14 protein-coding genes are annotated in these 15,946 nt (G+C 68.5%); 7 read left to right on the top strand and 7 right to left on the bottom strand.

Going from position 1 to position 15,946, the window contains the following annotated elements; all coding sequences use genetic code 11:
- Positions 1-2,056: DEAD/DEAH box helicase (locus FMQ63_RS34870; RefSeq protein ID WP_141276949.1), on the top strand; the 2,056-nt coding region annotated here is incomplete at its 5' end.
- A 551-nt stretch (positions 2,057-2,607) separates the two neighbouring features.
- The gene (locus FMQ63_RS34875) at positions 2,608-2,982 is read left to right on the top strand and encodes a DUSAM domain-containing protein (RefSeq protein WP_020477735.1); all 375 of its coding nucleotides are present in this window, start codon (positions 2,608-2,610) and stop codon (positions 2,980-2,982) included.
- 78 nt (positions 2,983-3,060) lie between these two features.
- Here the strand turns inward: FMQ63_RS34875 and FMQ63_RS34880 are convergent, their stop codons facing one another.
- The 4 genes from FMQ63_RS34880 to FMQ63_RS34895 form a co-directional block, all read right to left on the bottom strand.
- Positions 3,061-3,567: a HEAT repeat domain-containing protein gene (locus tag FMQ63_RS34880; protein WP_011551653.1), complete on the bottom strand. Its 507-nt coding sequence runs from the start codon at positions 3,565-3,567 to the stop codon at positions 3,061-3,063.
- Between the two features lie 418 nt (positions 3,568-3,985).
- Entirely contained in the window at positions 3,986-4,729 is a 744-nt protein-coding gene (locus tag FMQ63_RS34885) for a double-CXXCG motif protein (RefSeq protein WP_011551654.1), read from the bottom strand.
- 27 nt (positions 4,730-4,756) lie between these two features.
- The gene (locus FMQ63_RS34890; RefSeq protein ID WP_228680815.1) at positions 4,757-5,368 is read right to left on the bottom strand and encodes a TIGR02269 family lipoprotein; all 612 of its coding nucleotides are present in this window, start codon (positions 5,366-5,368) and stop codon (positions 4,757-4,759) included.
- 131 nt (positions 5,369-5,499) lie between these two features.
- Positions 5,500-6,462 (bottom strand): L-threonylcarbamoyladenylate synthase, encoded by a 963-nt coding sequence (locus tag FMQ63_RS34895; protein WP_043611763.1) that lies wholly within the window; start codon positions 6,460-6,462, stop codon positions 5,500-5,502.
- 31 nt (positions 6,463-6,493) lie between these two features.
- Between FMQ63_RS34895 and FMQ63_RS34900 the strand changes: the two genes are divergently transcribed.
- The 5 genes from FMQ63_RS34900 (at position 6,494) to FMQ63_RS34920 (ending at position 12,613) form a co-directional block, all read left to right on the top strand.
- The gene (locus tag FMQ63_RS34900; protein ID WP_011551657.1) at positions 6,494-7,915 is read left to right on the top strand and encodes a TIGR01777 family oxidoreductase; all 1,422 of its coding nucleotides are present in this window, start codon (positions 6,494-6,496) and stop codon (positions 7,913-7,915) included.
- 72 nt (positions 7,916-7,987) lie between these two features.
- The gene (locus tag FMQ63_RS34905) at positions 7,988-8,917 is read left to right on the top strand and encodes an ABC transporter ATP-binding protein (protein WP_011551658.1); all 930 of its coding nucleotides are present in this window, start codon (positions 7,988-7,990) and stop codon (positions 8,915-8,917) included.
- Positions 8,914-9,636, top strand: coding sequence for an ABC transporter permease (locus FMQ63_RS34910; RefSeq protein WP_011551659.1), 723 nt, complete (start codon positions 8,914-8,916; stop codon positions 9,634-9,636). The genes FMQ63_RS34905 and FMQ63_RS34910 overlap by 4 nt, the downstream gene beginning before the upstream one ends.
- Positions 9,633-11,501: a Gldg family protein gene (locus tag FMQ63_RS34915; RefSeq protein WP_011551660.1), complete on the top strand. Its 1,869-nt coding sequence runs from the start codon at positions 9,633-9,635 to the stop codon at positions 11,499-11,501. The genes FMQ63_RS34910 and FMQ63_RS34915 overlap by 4 nt, the downstream gene beginning before the upstream one ends.
- Entirely contained in the window at positions 11,498-12,613 is a 1,116-nt protein-coding gene (locus tag FMQ63_RS34920; RefSeq protein ID WP_011551661.1) for a hypothetical protein, read from the top strand. Before FMQ63_RS34915 ends, FMQ63_RS34920 begins: the two co-directional genes overlap by 4 nt.
- On the opposite strand, the gene FMQ63_RS34925 is transcribed toward FMQ63_RS34920, so the two are convergent.
- The 3 genes from FMQ63_RS34925 to FMQ63_RS34935 all read right to left on the bottom strand — a co-directional run.
- Positions 12,602-13,435, bottom strand: coding sequence for a GvpL/GvpF family gas vesicle protein (locus tag FMQ63_RS34925; RefSeq protein WP_011551662.1), 834 nt, complete (start codon positions 13,433-13,435; stop codon positions 12,602-12,604). The two genes, FMQ63_RS34920 and FMQ63_RS34925, sit on opposite strands and share 12 nt — an antisense overlap.
- Positions 13,436-13,443: 8 nt before the next feature.
- On the bottom strand, positions 13,444-13,854 hold the full coding sequence (locus tag FMQ63_RS34930; protein ID WP_011551663.1) for a response regulator: 411 nt from the start codon (positions 13,852-13,854) through the stop codon (positions 13,444-13,446).
- Positions 13,851-15,946 (bottom strand): ATP-binding protein (locus FMQ63_RS34935; RefSeq protein WP_228556546.1); only part of this gene is annotated, 2,096 nt, incomplete at its 5' end. The genes FMQ63_RS34930 and FMQ63_RS34935, both read right to left, overlap by 4 nt.

Raw genomic sequence — 15,946 nt, forward strand, 5'->3', positions numbered from 1 at the left:
GGCGCGCGACGTCCACGTCCGGCGGGGGACGGGGGCCGTGCACGCGGTGCGTGACTTCGTTCAGGAGCGCGACGCGGCGGAGTTGCTTCAGGCCCGGTTGCCGCTCGACACGGCGGAGCCCGAGGAGCTGCCCTTCACCTTCCGCTTCACCAGCGCGCAGGGCGGCCTCGCGGTGCTCGCGGCCTGTGTGGAGCTGGAGCCGAAGCCGGAGCTGGAATGGGTGGGGGCGCCGGTGCGGCTGTTCCATGCCGCTGCGCCTCCGGCGCTGAAGGTCATCCTGGAGCGGAAGCGGGACTGGTTTGGCGTGCTGGGTGGGCTCTCCGTGGAAGGCGAGCGAGTGGAGCTGGCGCGGCTGCTCGATGCGGCGCGGCGGAAGGAACGTTTCGTCCAGGTGGACTCGACGTCCTACGTGGAGATTGAAGGCGCGCTGCGGGAGCACCTGGAGCGGCTGGCGGACCATGCGCATGCCACGCGCCATGGCCTGGAGGTGGGGCCTTCCGCGGTGGAGACGCTCACGGCGCTCCAGGACGCAGGCGCCGAGGTGGAGGCGGACAAGACGTGGCAGTCGCTGGTGGAGCGCATCTTCGCGGCGAAGGAGCTGAAGCCGCGGGTTCCTACGGGACTGAAGACGGCGCTGCGGGATTACCAGTTGGAGGGCTTCCGCTGGCTGACGCGGCTGGCTTCGTGGGGCGCGGGTGGGGTGCTCGCGGACGACATGGGCTTGGGCAAGACGGTGCAGGCGCTGACGGTGCTCCTGGACCGGAGCAAGCTGGGGCCCGCGCTGGTGTTGGCGCCGACGTCGGTGGCCTTCAACTGGATGGACGAGGCGAAGCGCTTCGCGCCGTCGCTGCGGATGACGCTGTTCTCGGACGCGGCGGACCGGGGCCGGACGTTGGAGCAACTGGGGCCCAAGGACGTGCTGGTGTTGAGCTATGGCCTGCTCACGCGGGACATCGAGCGGCTGTCGAAGCTGCGCTTCTCCACCATCATCTTCGATGAAGCGCAGACGTTGAAGAACGCGACGACGCACCGGTTCCGGGCGGCGCGGGCGCTCCAGGGGGACTTCAAGTTCGCGTTGTCGGGCACGCCGCTGGAGAACCACCTGGGCGAGTTGTGGAGTCTCTTCGCCGTCGTCTTCTCCGGGCTGCTCGGGAGCTGGGAGGCGTTCCGCTCGCGCTTTGCCGCGCCGATTGAGCGGGGCGTGGACCCGACGGCCGCGCCCGCGCTGGCTCGGGTGCTCCAGCCCTTCCTGCTGCGCCGGACGAAGGCGCAGGTGGAGGCGCAGCTTCCGCCTCGGACGGACATCCGGGTGCCCATTGTCCTCTCGTCGGAGGAGTGGGCGCTCTACGAGGACGCGCGGCTGGCGGCGCTCTCGGATTTGGAGACGCGCAAGCCGAAGATGAAGGAGCAGGAGCGGCGCATCGAGATTCTGGCGGCGCTCACGCGGCTGCGGCTCCTGGCTTCACATCCGCGGCTGTATGACGCCGGGTCGAAGCTGGAGTCGGCCAAGCTGGAGCGGTTCATGGAGTTGGTGCGGGAGCTCCGCGCGGAGGGGCATCGCGCGCTCGTGTTCAGCCAGTTCACCTCCCACCTGGCGCTGGTGCGCGAGGTGCTGGACGCGGAGGGGATTGATTACGAGTACCTGGATGGGCAGACGCCCGCGGGGGCTCGGGCGGAGCGGGTGCGCGCGTTCCAGGAAGGGGACGTGCCGCTGTTCCTGATTTCGCTCAAAGCCGGTGGCTTCGGGCTCAATCTCACGGCGGCGACCACGGTGATTCATCTGGACCCGTGGTGGAACCCCGCGGTGGAGGACCAGGCGTCCGACCGCGCGCACCGGATCGGGCAGGAGCGGCCGGTGACGGTGTACCGCCTGGTGACGCGGGGGACCATCGAGGAGCAGATGCTGTCGCTGCACGAGCACAAGCGCGCGTTGGTGGCGGGTGTCCTGGAAGGGAAGGATGCGGCGGGACGGTTGTCGACACAGGAGTTGCTGGGACTGTTGTCCCAGCGGCTGGCTCCGCCTGGGGAAGAGGAGGGGCCTCGGACTCGGCACTGATTCGGACTGTTGTGCTGGGCCCTGGGTGCTGCTGCCAGAACCCAAGTACGCATCGAGGTGCGAACCTCGGGGACGTGTGGACGACCTTGCCAGGAAGATTGCTGCTTGGCGCTAAAGCGTGATTCCAGGCGATCCATGCGAGGACAGGTCATCGCCCCTGATGTGGTATGCGCCTTCACTGTGCTGATGCTGGGGTGCTCCAGCGGCGCGGTCAGCCGGCGCAGTGCTGACAGTCGCGACGCTAATGCGCTGGCGTCCTGTACTGACAGCATGTCGTGATGCATCCAGCGCAATCTTGGCGTGCCCGAAGCGTGCGGACTCTCAGCGGCGGAGGCTGCCGTGCACATGGCGGGCATGGATGCGGCTGCGAAACACACCGTCAAGGATGTCAGCGAAGACGATGGTTGGAAGCAGCACTGTGTCGACTCATATGTCAGGTGCAGGGACCAGAAGAAGCCGTATTGGGTTGGAGACGGCTACGCTTGCTTCCGCAACTGCGAAGGCCAGCGTGAGTGGCCGTACGAACTCTGCTACCAACGATAGGGAATGCCATGGATGGCTTGAACTGGAACGATGTTCGAGACCTCTCCCGCCGTATTGCCCAAGGGGAGCCATTCGGGCTCACGGACTCGGCACGCGCGATACTGCTCAGGACGGCTCCTCAGGTTGGGATCGCCCCCGGTGATGCTGCGCAAGCGCTACAGTCTGAGTCTACCGCTGAGGAACTGTTGGCGGAAGTGTCGCGACGCATCAGCAATGGTTCGCGGCGTCTGTCTCGCACCTTGGCTGAAGTGGAGCGCTGCCGGGAAACTGGTGACGTCGACGGCGCTCGCCAGTTACTGGACGGCGTGCTCGCCGTGGAGGTGGTGCCGCACTATCAAGACATTCTGCGCGCGAATCTTGCTGCATTGGATGACGAGTCCTGACGGAGCAGGGGCAGGACTGACGCTACGCTCCCGTCGTGCTTTTGATGTGCCCTGGAACCAGCGCTGAATCAGTGTGCGTCACGACGACTTGCTCCAAGCCAGCCACTCAATCGCATCGGCGGCTTTGCGCCCGATGGTGTCACCCCATCCGGGCACTGGCGTCGAATCGCCGAGCAGTGCTTCGAGTGCCGGGATGAGCGGGGGATGTTTCGTCGCGCCGATTGCGAAGATCGCGTTGTAGCGGACCTCAAGTGACGGGTCTGAGAGCGCCTCCAGCAACGTCTTGACCGCGAGTTCGAACTCAGGCGAGTCGGCTTTCACCAGGTCGAACATGTAGGCGAGTCCCTCCGCAGCCTGTCCTCGTACCTTGGGGTCCTCGTTGTCGTCGGCGAGGATTCGCACCATGAGGCCCCATGTCCTGAGGTCGCCGTGCCAGGAGAGCGCGTGGAGGATTCCCTGTCGCGGCTCGGCCCTGTTTTCGACCTTGAGCAGCTCCAGCAGTTCCCCTGTCGTTGTTGGGTCCCCCGAAAGGAGTGTGGCCGCGTTGACGATGGCGCGCCGGTCGGAACCCACGATGTCTTTCATCGCGGCTCTGCGTTTCTCGCCGGAGAGTGGCTCTTTCTTGTTCTTGCTCAGTGTTGAGTTCCTTGTAAGGCCAGTTGCAAGAGGAGGTCAGTTCTCCATGGGAGGATGAAACTGAGGGAGAAGTCATCCCACCGCAGGCTCAGGAGCGCTTGGGCCTTTTCTGCCGAACAGGACTATGGCCAAGACTGGCGTCATGCCAAGGACGACATCGGAAGTTGCCGACCCGATGGAAATGCAATCGCCCTGTCCGCCGGACGTCGTGTAGCTCCCTCCGAATGAGGTCACCGCCGAGAGTACAAAGTTCACCACGACGGCGACGACGGTCCAACCGACCCAGTTGCCCCATTCCAGCGAGCGTGCCCTCAGTGATGACGCTGCGCTCGGTGAATAATCCATTCGCGGAGCATATCGCCTTTCTCTAGGTGACGGAGACGGACGGTCCTTGGCGGGTCGCGAATTCGCTGAAGCGAATGCCACGCAAGGAGAGGTGCTGCACTGCGGCCACCATGCGTTCGCTCGCCACGATGAGAGTAGGCCAGTTGTAGAGCCGGAAAAGATCTCGAGGAGCGGGCGTCGAATGAACGTCGAGAATTGGCGGCCGAGGTAACTCGTGTCGGGACACCCCACATGTCAGGCAGACAGGGCCCTCTCCTGGGGACACTCCATCAAGGTGCAGTCGGCCATGGAGTTCCAACTGCATGGCGAGCAGCTCGGGCGGGTTCTTTCCTCGGAACCGCACGTTCAGCGGGCAGCCTGACAGGCCATGAATGCCCGCGCCCTGAAGGCGCTCCACGGCTTCACGGCGGATGTATAGCGACCATGGGTTCTGCAGGAAGAGGTCGCCAAAGGTGCCGCTGCCCGTACCGGTGGGCGGGCCGAAATCGGCGCCTGGTTCCAGCCGAGCCCAGTCGGGCGCGAATGGACGAACCAAGTCCCTCAATCGGGAGAATTCCTCGAAGCCGACCTGCCGGCCTGGGTTTTCGAGCGCCTTGCGCTCCTGGAGGCCCGACAGGTCGACACATGGGTACTGGAGGCCAGCCCAGCCGCCTGCGGCTCCACATGTGTCGCAGGGGCTGACGCCTGGGAGTCCCCAGGGCGGCACGGCTCGTAGGTTTCCGGTGAACCCAGCGGCCCTGTCTTCTTCAACCACGTAGAACTTCAAGAGCCCAGCCTCCTCAGTCGGCCAATCTCAACGCTTGTAGTAGGGCATGACCTTCCCGGTCAGTTCAAAGCGGAAGATCAGGTCGCCGGCGTGGCGATAGATGACATCGGGGCGCGGAGGATGTGGATGGGCCTTGATGAACTGTGCCCACGCGTCATTCCATCGTCCCCCGCGCGGTCCGCCACCGTGAATGTACCGGTGGACATGCTCCGGAATCACCAACGTGAAGTCGTGAATCTTGATGCCGGCTCGCTGGAAGTAGAGCGCGAGGTCGGGGGCTTGGGGAAAGATGTGGTGCCTGACGTACCGGCCTGCCGGGAGTTGATAGACCGGCCGAACCTGGACGTGCGGGCGCCATGGGAATGTGATGACCGGCTGAGCTCCATTGCGTATGCCCAGGCGCACGCCCCAGCCTCTGCGCAGCGGCGGCCGAGCAACGGGCATGAGCGCAGGCTCGACCCGCGGCGCCACGTCTTCGCAGAGAAAGAAGGCGCACCAGCCCTCGTCACAAGCCAGGGAGACACATGGTGCGGCTTCGGTGGCCTCGCAAAGCTCCGCGTATTCCAGTTCCGCGATGCCACGTGGCGGATCTGGTGTGGGAGGAGCGGACGCGCAGGCGACGAGCAAACAACTCAGCACCAGCAATCGCAGAGTTGAAGCGAGTGTGCGCAAGAGTATGGGCCTTTCCGGACTCACGTCGTGCAGGCGTCAGTCGGAAGCTACCCCAAGCCCTACCTTCAAAGGCAGACCCATGCTGCTTGGCGTAATCGCTACCCGCGCGGAGCGGCGGCACGCGACAGCCTGTCGCGGACAGCGATACCCAGGCCGCTTTCCGCTGGAAGACACGCCACCAGCACGTCGTGCCCTTGTGTATCCGCCTCACGCAGCCGGGCGTACAGCACACGCGCGGCACCCGCGGGCTCATCCGGCACATCGAAGCGCGGCACGTCGGGTGGCAACGCAAGGCTCGCTGGTCCGAGGACACCCACGCGCAATCCCTGTCCGCGGAGTTCCTGGACGCGCGCTACAGCCTGCACAGGCTCGGTCAGCACCACGCCGGCACGCGGCGCGTAGTGTGACTCCAGCGAGCCTGACACGCGCACCTTGGACGAAGTCCTCACCGGCACCTTGCGTCCCAGCACCCGCTCCACGTCCTCCGCGGCCAGACCTCCGGGCCGGAGAATCGCGGGCTCATTCGAGCTCAAGTCCACGATGGTCGACTCCACCCCCACCGTGCACGGGCCTCCATCCAGGACGAGGTCCACGTCTCCGCCCAGGTCCTCCCGCACGTGCTCCGCCGTGGTGGGGCTCACCTTGCCGAACCGGTTCGCGCTCGGCGCGGCCAGCCCTCCACCCAGCTTTTGGAGCACTGCGAGCGCCACCGGGTGATTCGGCACGCGCAGAGCCACCGTGTCCTGCCCACCCGTGACGGCATCCGTGGCCCGCGCCGTGCGCGGCAGCACCAGCGTCAACGGCCCGGGCCAGAAGGCTTCGGCCAGCTTCCGTGCGGCCTCCGGGACCTCACGTGCCCACGTGTTCAGGTGCTCGACGCCTGGGATGTGGACGATGAGCGGGTGGGTGGCGGGGCGGCCCTTGATGGCGAAGACGCGGCGCACGGCCAGTTCGTCCTCCGCGTTGGCGGACAGACCGTAGACGGTTTCCGTCGGCAGGGCGACGACACCACCGTGCCGCAGCAATTCCACCGCGCGTTCAAGGGACTCTGGAGCAATCATGCGCCGCCGCACTGTCGCCCCAGGAGGGAACATGGGCAAGTCGCACGTCTTCGATGCTCGCACTCGGATGCCCGTCACGGCCAAGGACCTCTTCGCCTGGCATGCCCGGGAGGGGGCGTTCGAACGCCTGACGCCCCCCTGGGAACGGATGGAGGTACTGGAGCGCACCGGCGATGGCATCCGCACCGGCGCCCGCGTCGTCGTCCGCATGCGCGTGGGCCCCATCCCCCAACGCCTGGTGGCCGAGCACACCGCCTACATCGAAGACGCCATGTTCCAGGACACGCAGATGTCCGGCCCCTTCGCGAAGTGGGTCCACACCCACCGGATGTGGCCCGAACCCACGACGGGCACGTCCATCCTGGAGGACGAAGTGGAATACGTCCTCCCCGTAGGCACTCTGGGCAGCCTCTTCGGCGGAGGCTTCGCCCGGCGCACCCTGGAGCGGATGTTCGCGTATCGCCACCGCGTCACGCTCGAGGACCTGAAGCGTCACGCCGCCTTCGCGGGGCAGGGGCCGCTCACCATCGCCGTCACCGGAGCCTCGGGGCTGGTGGGCTCGTCGCTGGTGCCCTTTCTCACCACGGGCGGCCACACGGTGAAGCGCATGGTGCGCGGCAAGGCGGACCCCGCTCGGAACGAGGTCGCCTGGTCACCCGACACGGGCGAGGTGGACACCGACGCGCTCGAAGGCGTGGATGTCGTGGTGCACCTCGCGGGCGTCAACGTGGCCGGCCAGCGTTGGACCCCCGAGTACAAGGATGCCATCCTCAAGAGCCGCACCCAGGGCACTCGCACCCTGGCCGAAGCCCTGGCGCGGATGAAGCGCAAGCCGAAGGTGCTCGTCTCCGCGGGCGGCAGCAGCATCTACGGGGACCGCGGCGACGAAGTCCTCGCTGAGGAGAGCAGCACGGACGGGAAGGGCTTTCTCTCCCAGGTATCACGCGAGTGGGAAGCCGCCGCCGCGCCCGCCGAGGCTGCGGGCATCCGCGTGGTGCACCTGCGCATCGGCCCCGTCCTGGACGCGCGCGAGGGTGCCCTGGCGAAGATGCTGCCAGCGTTCCTCGCGGGAGGCGGCGGGCCCATCGGCTCCGGGCAACAATGGATGAGCTGGGTGTCGCTGGAGGACCTGCTCGGGCTCATCCACTTCTCTGTCTTCACCGACGCCGCGCGCGGCGCCATCAACGCCGTGGCGCCGGGGGCGGTGCGGCAGGCGGACTTCGCCCGGACGCTGGGCAAGGTGCTGCGGCGTCCGGCCGTCTTCCCGGTCCCCTCGCCCGTCGTGCGGACCCTCTTCGGACAGATGGGGCAAGAGGCGCTGCTGGATGGCGCGCGAATCGCGCCTCAGGCAGCCCAGCGGCTGGGGTTCGCCTTCCTCCTTCCTGACCTGGAAAGCGCGCTGCGCTTCACGTTGGGGCGCACGACGAAAGGCCCTGAATACCACCATTCTTAGCGAGTCCGGCGCTTGACAATCCCCTCCGCTACGCCAGAAGAAACGACGCATTCGAAGGGGAGAGGACACCTGATGATTCAGGTCGAAGGGCTGACCAAATACTACGGTGAGCATGCGGCGATCCGGGAGCTGGCCTTCACCATCAGCCAGGGAGAAGTCATTGGCTTTCTGGGCCTCAATGGCGCTGGAAAATCGACGACGCTGAAGGTCCTGGGGTGCGTGCTGATGCCGACCTCGGGGCGTGTCGTCATCGACGGCCATGACGTGGTGAGCAATGCCCACGAGGTCCGCCAGCGCATCGGCTACCTGCCGGACGTGCCTCCGCTCTATGACGAGATGACGGTGGGCGAATACCTGACCTACGTCGCACAGCTTCGCGGCGTCACGTCCCGGGACACCGCCAGCCGCGTGGGCGAGGCCGAGGAGAAGACGGGCCTGCGTGACGTCCACGGCGAGCTCATCTCCACGCTCAGTCACGGCTACCGCCAGCGCGTAGGCGTGGCGCAGGCGCTGGTGCACAAGCCCGCCCTGCTCATCCTCGACGAGCCCACCAGCGGGCTCGACCCCCGGCAGATTGTCGAGATGCGCGACGTCATCCGCGGGTTGAAGGGCGCGCACACGGTGCTCGTCTCCAGCCACATCCTCCCGGAAATCTCCCAGACGTGTGACCGGCTGCTCATCATCCACAAGGGGATGTTGGTGGCGCAGGGCACGGAGGAGGAGCTGGCGGCGAAGATGGGCGGCCGGGGCACCATCGAACTGGAGGTGCGCGGCGACAAGGCGCGCGCGGTGGAGGTGCTCCAGCGCTTTGGCTCGGTGGAGGTGGACCGCGCGTCGGACGGCTTGGTGGCGCTGACGGTGCGGGCCTCGCCCGACCAGCGGCCCCAGGTGGCGCAGGCGGTGGTGGGCGCGGGTCTGGAGTTGTTGCGGCTGGACCAGGGAGCCGGTCAGCTCGAATCCATCTTCTTGCGGCTGACACACGGCCAGGAGGCGCGCGCGTGAAAGCGCTGCTCATCGCCCGCCGCGAGCTGTCCGCCTATCTGCGCACGCTCAGCGGCTACGTCATCATCGCGGTCATCCTCGCGTTGAACGGCTTGTTCTTCAACGCATATGCCCTGGGGGGCGCCAGCAAGCGCTCCGCGGAGGTGCTGTCGCAGTTCTTCTATTACTCGAGCGGCTTCACCGTCGTCGCCTCGGTGTTCATCTCGATGCGCCTGCTGGCCGAGGAGCGTCAGACGGGCACGCTGTCGCTGCTGTACTCGTCACCGCTGCGCGACCGCGACATTGTCCTGGGCAAGTTCCTCGCGGGATTGGCCTTCCTCGCGTTGTACCTCCTGTGCACCGTGTACATGCCGCTGCTGGTGATGGTGAACGGCAAGGTGTCCTTCGGTCACGTGGCGGCGGGGTACTTCGGTCTGCTGCTGCTGGGCAGCGCGTCGCTGGCGGTGGGGACATTCGGCTCCGCGCTGGCGCGCAACCAACTGCTCGCGGCGATTACGTCCGCGGTGATGCTGGTGGCCCTCATCCTGTGCTGGCTCCTGGCACGCATCACCGAGCAGCCGCTGGCGGATGTCTTCAGCGCGATGTCGCTGTGGAATCAGCACTTCCCGCCGTTCCAGGCGGGGCTCATCCACGTGCGTGACGTCGTCTACTACCTCGTGGTCACCTACGTGGCGTTGTTCGCGGCCACGCGGGTGCTCGAGGCGCGGAGGTGGCGATGAGCGCGCGTCCTTCGAGCGGGGGGCTCCCCGTGACGCTGGCCTTCGTCTCGGGCCTGCTGGCGGTCTTCCTCGGTGAGCGGCTCTTTGGCATCGGCACGGGCCGCACTGTCCTGTCTGGCCTGGGCGTGGCGGTGGCGGTGGGCGCGCTGGGGTGGCGCTTCGCGCGCATGCGGTCGGCCAGCGCGGACCGGCGCGCCGTCGAGGCGTGGGTGTCAGGCCTGTACGGCGTGGGTCTCCTGGCCCTGGGGCTCTACTTCGTCCAGTCGGACGTGGGCACCGGGCTCTTCGGCGGCCCCTTGTCCCAGAAGGCGCCTCGGCTGGCGGTGTCGCTGGCGGCGCTCTTCCCGGCGTTGCTCGCGTGCTGCTTGCTGCCGCTGGCGATGGTGGAGGTCGCCGCCGCGGCGATGACGCGCGCACCCGTGCTGGAGACGGGCCGTGTCCGCAGCGCGCTGTATTCCGGGCTGGGGCTGGCCTTCGTGCTCGTCTTCGCCTTCGCGTCCATGTTCGTCGCCACCCAGGCCGATGTGACGTGGGACCTGTCCTACTTCCGCACCGCGAAGCCCGGCGACGGCACGCGCAAGGTGATTCGCGGACTCAATGAGCCGCTCCAGGTGACGCTCTTCTTCCCGCCCGCGAACGAGGTGGGCGAAGCGGTGGGGCAGTACTTCCGCGACCTGTCGGTGGAGAGTCCGGGCCTGCTCAACGTGGTGCGGCTGGACCAGGCGGTGGAGCCGGCTCGGGCGAGGTCGCTGGGCGTCCACAACAACGGCACCATCGTCCTGGCGCGCGGCGACCGGAAGGAGCCGCTCACGGTGGGCCTGGAAGTCGAGCGGGCGCGCGGCCAGCTCCAGCGGTTGGACCAGGAGGTCCAACGCCGCCTGCTGACGGTGGCCCGGCCTCGTCGGGTCGTCTACTTCACGTCCGGCCACGGTGAGCGCGCCGAGTCGCGAGCGGTGCCGGGCGAGACGACCCGCCCGTCCGTGGAGAAGCTGAAGGAGTTGCTGCGCGCGCAGAACGTGGACGTGCGGCCGCTCGGTGTCTCCGAGGGCCTGGGCACCGAGGTGCCGCGTGACGCCTCCGTGGTGGTGGTGGCGGGCCCGACGCAGGAGTTCCTCCCCGAGGAGCTGAATGCCTTGCGTGAGTACTCCGCGCGCGGTGGCCGGCTGTGGCTGGCGCTGGAGCCGGAGGGACCGGACTTCCAGCCGCTGCTGGAGCCCCTGGGCCTGAAGTACCTCAAGACGCCGCTGGCCAATGACCAGGTGTACTTCCGCACGTCGCGGCAGCAGAGCGACCGCGGCAACCTGGGCACGGCGACGTTCTCCTCGCACCCGTCCGTCACGTCGCTGTCGTCGTTGGCGGGACAGGCGCCGGCCGTCTTCCTGAGCGCGGGCGCCCTGGAGCAGATTCAGCCGTTGCCGGGTGGCATGGCGCAGGACGTGTCGGTGCGCGCGCACGGCGCCACCTTCGCGGACGCCAATGGCAACTTCACGTTGGACGCGGGCGAGATGCGGCGGCCCTGGCCCCTGGTCATCGCGGTGGAGAAGCCCGCGCCGGCCGGCCAAGCGGCGATGCGCGCCGTGGTGATGGCGGACGCGGACGCGGTGAGTGACTTGCTGATGGGCAACATGGGCAACGCGTACCTGGCGGTGGACACGCTGCGGTGGCTCACCGGTGAGGAGTCCATCTCCGGCGCCGTGTCCTCGGAGGAAGACACGCCCATCCAGCACACGCGGGAGCAGGACGTCCTCTGGTTCTACGCGACGGTGTTCCTGGGGCCAGCCCTGGTGCTGGCGGTGGGCTTCGTGACGACGCGCCGGCGGGGACGACGCGCGCCGCGCCCCGCGGTGGCGGGAGGTGAGCGATGAAGGTTCGGGACCTGGCCCTCCAAGGGGCCCTGGCGGCGGCCGCGTTGATCGCCGCGTTCGTTGTCTGGCAGCGCGAGCCCTCCGCGGGCCCGGGTGAAGTCACGGTGGTGGATGTCCCGGCGCGCGCGCTGGACAGCATCCGCTACGAGGACGACTCCCGCTTCGTGGACGTGTTCCGCGATGCCAGTGAGCGTGACCGGCTCTGGGTGCGTCTGGGCTACAAGGCCTCCAGGGCGGCCTCCGGCGGTGCGAACGCGGGCGCCACCGACGCGGGCGTGGCTCCACAGGCGGCGGACGCGGGCGGTGCCACCGCGGCAGTGGGCACGGACGCGGGCACCGGCGCCGCCGCGGGACAGCCGCCCGTAGCCGCGCGCGAGGAACCGCCACCGCCGCGCGAGCTGCGCGCCAACGAGGTGGCGGACAAGCTGTTCTCCCGCTTCGCGCCCATGCGCGCCATGCGGGCGCTGGGTGAGCTGGACGCGAAGAAGCAGGAGGAGGTCGGCCTGGCCACGTCTCCGCGCAAGCTGACGCTGACAGTGGCCGGCAAGGCGCGTGTGTTCGCCTTGGCGTCGCCTCCGGGCGGCTGGGGGACGCCGTACCTGCGCAGCGAGGAGGACGGCCGCGTGTACCTGCTGGGCCCGGCGATGCTGCCGGACCTGGAGAACGCGAACAGCCGTCTGGTGGACCGCCGGCTGCACACCTTCGACCTGGGTGACTTCGACGCGGTGACCATCCGCGCGGGGGGCGCCACCCGTGCCTTCCAGGCCACGGGCAAGGCGCCCGGCCCGGTCGTCCTGGCGCCGGAGGACGCACCGGAGCGGCCGGACGACTTCGCGCGCAACTGGCATGACCGCGTGTGGCGGATGATGCCGGTGGACCTGCTCGGCCGCGACGAGCCGCTTCCCGGAGGCGAGCCGCAGGAGTCCTTCCGCGTGGACTACCTGCGCGCGGGCCGGGCCGTTGGCCACGTCATGGTGGTGAAGGGCGAGGGGGGCTTCTACGCCCGGACCGAGCACACCACGGGCTGGGCCCGGCTCCACTCCGGGATGGACGCGCTGGCGGAAGAGGCGGTGCGGGTGACGGCGCCCGTGTCCACCGCTTCAGGGAAGTGATGCGTCCTCGTCACGCAGGCCCAGGTGCACGTCCACGAAGCTGTACGGCGCCCAGGGGCCGGTGAAGCGGAACGTGTACGTGTCCGAGCGCGCGGCCAGGGAGCGGACCTTCTCCTCGAAGGGCTCCAGCCGGGGCCGCTCGACGAGGAAGGCCGCGTTGAGCAGCATCCGCTCGCCCACGGGGGGATGCTCGCGCATGGCGGCGGCTCGGGGGCGCAGGCCCTCCAGCAGCGCCCGCATGTCACGCCCGGCGCGGTCCTCCACGGCGGCCTCCAAGCGGCGCTCGTGCTCGGCCTCCGGCTCATCATCGCGCCGGAGAAGCTGGGCGTCTTCCAGCACCAACCGCTGGGCGAGGTGCTCGCGGTGCCAGAGCACCTTCAGGCCCAGCTCCACCTTGCCCTCCAGCGCGTCCAGCACGCCGGACAGTTCGCCCTGGGCCGTGCGCAGTAAAGCTCGTACCTGGGCCTCGGACGCCATGACGGTGCCGAAGGCCACGGGAATCACGGTGTGCTCACGGAGCAGGGTTTCGGTGACGCGCTGGTGCCCCAGCAGGTGCGCTCGCGTCGGGTCCACCACGCGGCCTGGCGCCACGGACACCAGGGCCGCGAGGCCCGCCTCGCTCACCGCGTACACCTGCGCGGGAACAATGCCCAATCCGATGCGCCCGACGTCCAGGGGCGCGGTGTCACGGACGATGCCGTAGAGATACCGGGGCCCGTCGGGCGTCACCGTCTCCGCCGTGGGTGGCGAAGGCCGGGCGGCCTGGGCCGGGCGGCTGTCGCCGTGAGCCGCCCCCTTCCGGGGCCGTGTCGTCCGGGACATGGTGCGCTTCACCTCGCCGATGCGCCTCCGTGGGTGGCGAGCACGCGGCGGACTTCATCCACCAGCGCGTCCGGCAGGCAGGGCTTGGTGACGAAGGAGTCGCAGCCCGCGCCCTTGGCTTCGTCGGACTGCCCCGTCATCGCATGGCCCGTGAGCGCCACCACGGGGATGGCCCGCGTGCGGTCGTCGCCCTTCAGTCGCCGTGTCGCCTCCCAGCCGTCCATGATGGGCAGCGACAGGTCCATGAGGATGATGTCGGGCCGCAGCTCGAAGGCCTTGTCCAGCGCCTCCTGGCCGTTCTTGGCCTCGGCGACGCGGAAGCCCGAGAACTCCAGGTACTCGGCGTACATCTCCCGGGCATCTTGATAGTCGTCAACGACCAGCACGAGGGGCTTCGGGGTCTCAGATGGGTTCATCATGCGCGCCTCGCGCGTCTGGGAAAGTGCAGGGTGAATGTCGAACCCTCGCCCTGGGTGCTCTGGAGGGTGACGCGCCCCCCCAGCATGGTGGCCAGGCGACGGCAGATGGAGAGCCCCAGACCCGTGCCTCCATAGGCCCGGGTCGGAGAGCTGTCCACCTGCTGGAAGTCCTCGAAGATTTTTTCCTGGTTCGCTGGGTCGATGCCAATGCCCGTGTCCGTCACCGAGATGGTGAGCGTGGACGTAGCAGCCACGTACTCCGCCTGCACCTGCACTGAGCCTTCGTGCGTGAACTTCAACGCATTCGACAGGAGATTGAGGACGATTTGTTTCACCTTCTGCCGGTCACTGTACACCGCCGGCACGCGCGGACCGAGGTGGGCGCTCACCGTCAGCTTGCTGCGCGCGATGATGGGGTCCATCTCCGCCATCACCTCTTGGAGCAGCTCCGGGATGCCGAAGTCCGACAGGTTCAAGGGCATGCGGCCCGCTTCGATGCGGGTGATGTCCAGAATCTCGTTGATGACCTCCAGCAGGTGTCTGCCGTTGGAGTCGATGCGCGTGAGGTTCCGCTTCTGCGCCGGGTTCAGTTCGCCGGACACGCCCTGCAGCAGCATGTTCGTGTAGCCGAGGATGGCGTTGAGCGGCGTGCGGAACTCATGGGACATGTTGGCCAGGAACTGGGACTTGGCCGCGCTGGCCTGCTCCACCTGGATGGCCTGCCGGCGCAGCATCTCGTTCTGTTCGGCCAGCTCCGCGGTGGCGGCCTGCACGCGCGCCTCCAGGTGGACGGAACCTTCCTTCACCCGCTCCAACAGCCGCGCCTTCTCCAGCGCCTCGCTGCGGTCGTGGAAGAGGGTGACGATGCCCGTCAGCTCACCGGAGTCGCCCAGGACCTTGTTGGCCACGGCCTCCATGGGGAGCGTGGCGCCCGTGGCCGGGTCCACCAGCCCGAGCTGTCCGCGCCAGCGGGGCCGGCCTTCCGCGTCCAACAGGTTGGCGAGGAACGACGAGAAGCTCGCGTTGTTGGAGCGCAGCCGCCGCAGCGCCGCCTCCCCACTGTCGGGGTGCGTGGCGAAGAGCTTCTCCGCCGGGCTGTTCATCATCACCATTCCGCCCGCCGGGTCGGACAGGATGAGGGGGTCCGGCACGGAGTCCAGCACGCGGTCCAGCCGGTGACGCTCGCTGCGGGCCTCCCGCTCCGTGTCGCGCAGGCGCCGGTAGCTCTCACCCAGCGCCTGGGTGGCGCGGCCCAGGTCCGTCACGTTGCGCATCACGCTCACCAGTGACTCGCGGCCATCCGGCTGGAGCACGGGTGTGCTGACGACCTCGAAGAGCAGGTCGATTCCCTCCACCGGGTCCACCAGCGGGACTTCCCGGCGGCGCACGGTGGACGTGTCACCGCTGGCGAAGCTGGCCAGCGCGGAGGAGAACACCTGCCGGTTGAGCTCCGTCGCCCGGCGGCGGCCTTCGCTCGCATCCGGTCCGGCCACCAGCAATACCTCCGCGCGGGCGTTGGCGATGTGGGGCCGTCCCTCCAGGTCCGTCAGCAGCACGGGGTCCGCCACGGTGTCGATGATGCGACGGAGCAGCTCTCCGCCCGCCACCTCACGGTCCTCCGTGGGCAGCATGGCGGCCAGCCGGGGGCCGACGTGCGCGCTCACCCAGGCTGCGTCCGGCGTCAGCGTGGGGCCGTCCGCGGACAGCAGCAACAGGCCCGCGGCGGGCGCTCCAGGACGGCCCAGGGGTACCGCGATGCACCCCACGGCTGGGAGTGGGGCGCAGGGGGCGGCGAAGAAGCGAGGCGCCCCCTGCGTCAGCGTCTCCGCCAGGGGATGGGAGGTCTCACCGGGCTGGAACGCCAGGGCGTCACGCTGGGCCTCGGAGAGGTTCCGGGCCGCGAGGCAGACCCACCTTTCCGTGCCGCTGTCGCGCGCGAGGCAGGCCGCGACGTCCGACGGCCGCTCGCGGGTGAGCCACGCCACCACGTGCTGCGCGCACAGACGTGGCTCGTCGCAGGCGAGCAGGTGCTCGGCCAGGGCGAGCCGTGCTTCGACGTCTGGCTCGGGGGTTGGGGTGGGCAGTGCGGTGG

It is taken from the genome of Myxococcus sp. CA005 (genome assembly GCF_006518205.1).
Classification (GTDB): domain Bacteria; phylum Myxococcota; class Myxococcia; order Myxococcales; family Myxococcaceae; genus Myxococcus; species Myxococcus xanthus.

Bases quoted from the DNA above. Each gene is read 5' to 3' on its own strand.
- FMQ63_RS34875 (WP_020477735.1), top strand. From the start codon at position 2,608: ATGGATGGCTTGAACTGGAACGATGTTCGAGACCTCTCCCGCCGTATT.
- FMQ63_RS34925 (WP_011551662.1), bottom strand. From the start codon at position 13,435: ATGTCCCGGACGACACGGCCCCGGAAGGGGGCGGCTCACGGCGACAGC.
- FMQ63_RS34915 (WP_011551660.1), top strand. From the start codon at position 9,633: ATGAGCGCGCGTCCTTCGAGCGGGGGGCTCCCCGTGACGCTGGCCTTC.
- FMQ63_RS34880 (WP_011551653.1), bottom strand. From the start codon at position 3,567: ATGAAAGACATCGTGGGTTCCGACCGGCGCGCCATCGTCAACGCGGCC.
- FMQ63_RS34895 (WP_043611763.1), bottom strand. From the start codon at position 6,462: ATGATTGCTCCAGAGTCCCTTGAACGCGCGGTGGAATTGCTGCGGCAC.
- FMQ63_RS34930 (WP_011551663.1), bottom strand. From the start codon at position 13,854: ATGATGAACCCATCTGAGACCCCGAAGCCCCTCGTGCTGGTCGTTGAC.
- FMQ63_RS34920 (WP_011551661.1), top strand. From the start codon at position 11,498: ATGAAGGTTCGGGACCTGGCCCTCCAAGGGGCCCTGGCGGCGGCCGCG.
- FMQ63_RS34900 (WP_011551657.1), top strand. From the start codon at position 6,494: ATGGGCAAGTCGCACGTCTTCGATGCTCGCACTCGGATGCCCGTCACG.
- FMQ63_RS34905 (WP_011551658.1), top strand. From the start codon at position 7,988: ATGATTCAGGTCGAAGGGCTGACCAAATACTACGGTGAGCATGCGGCG.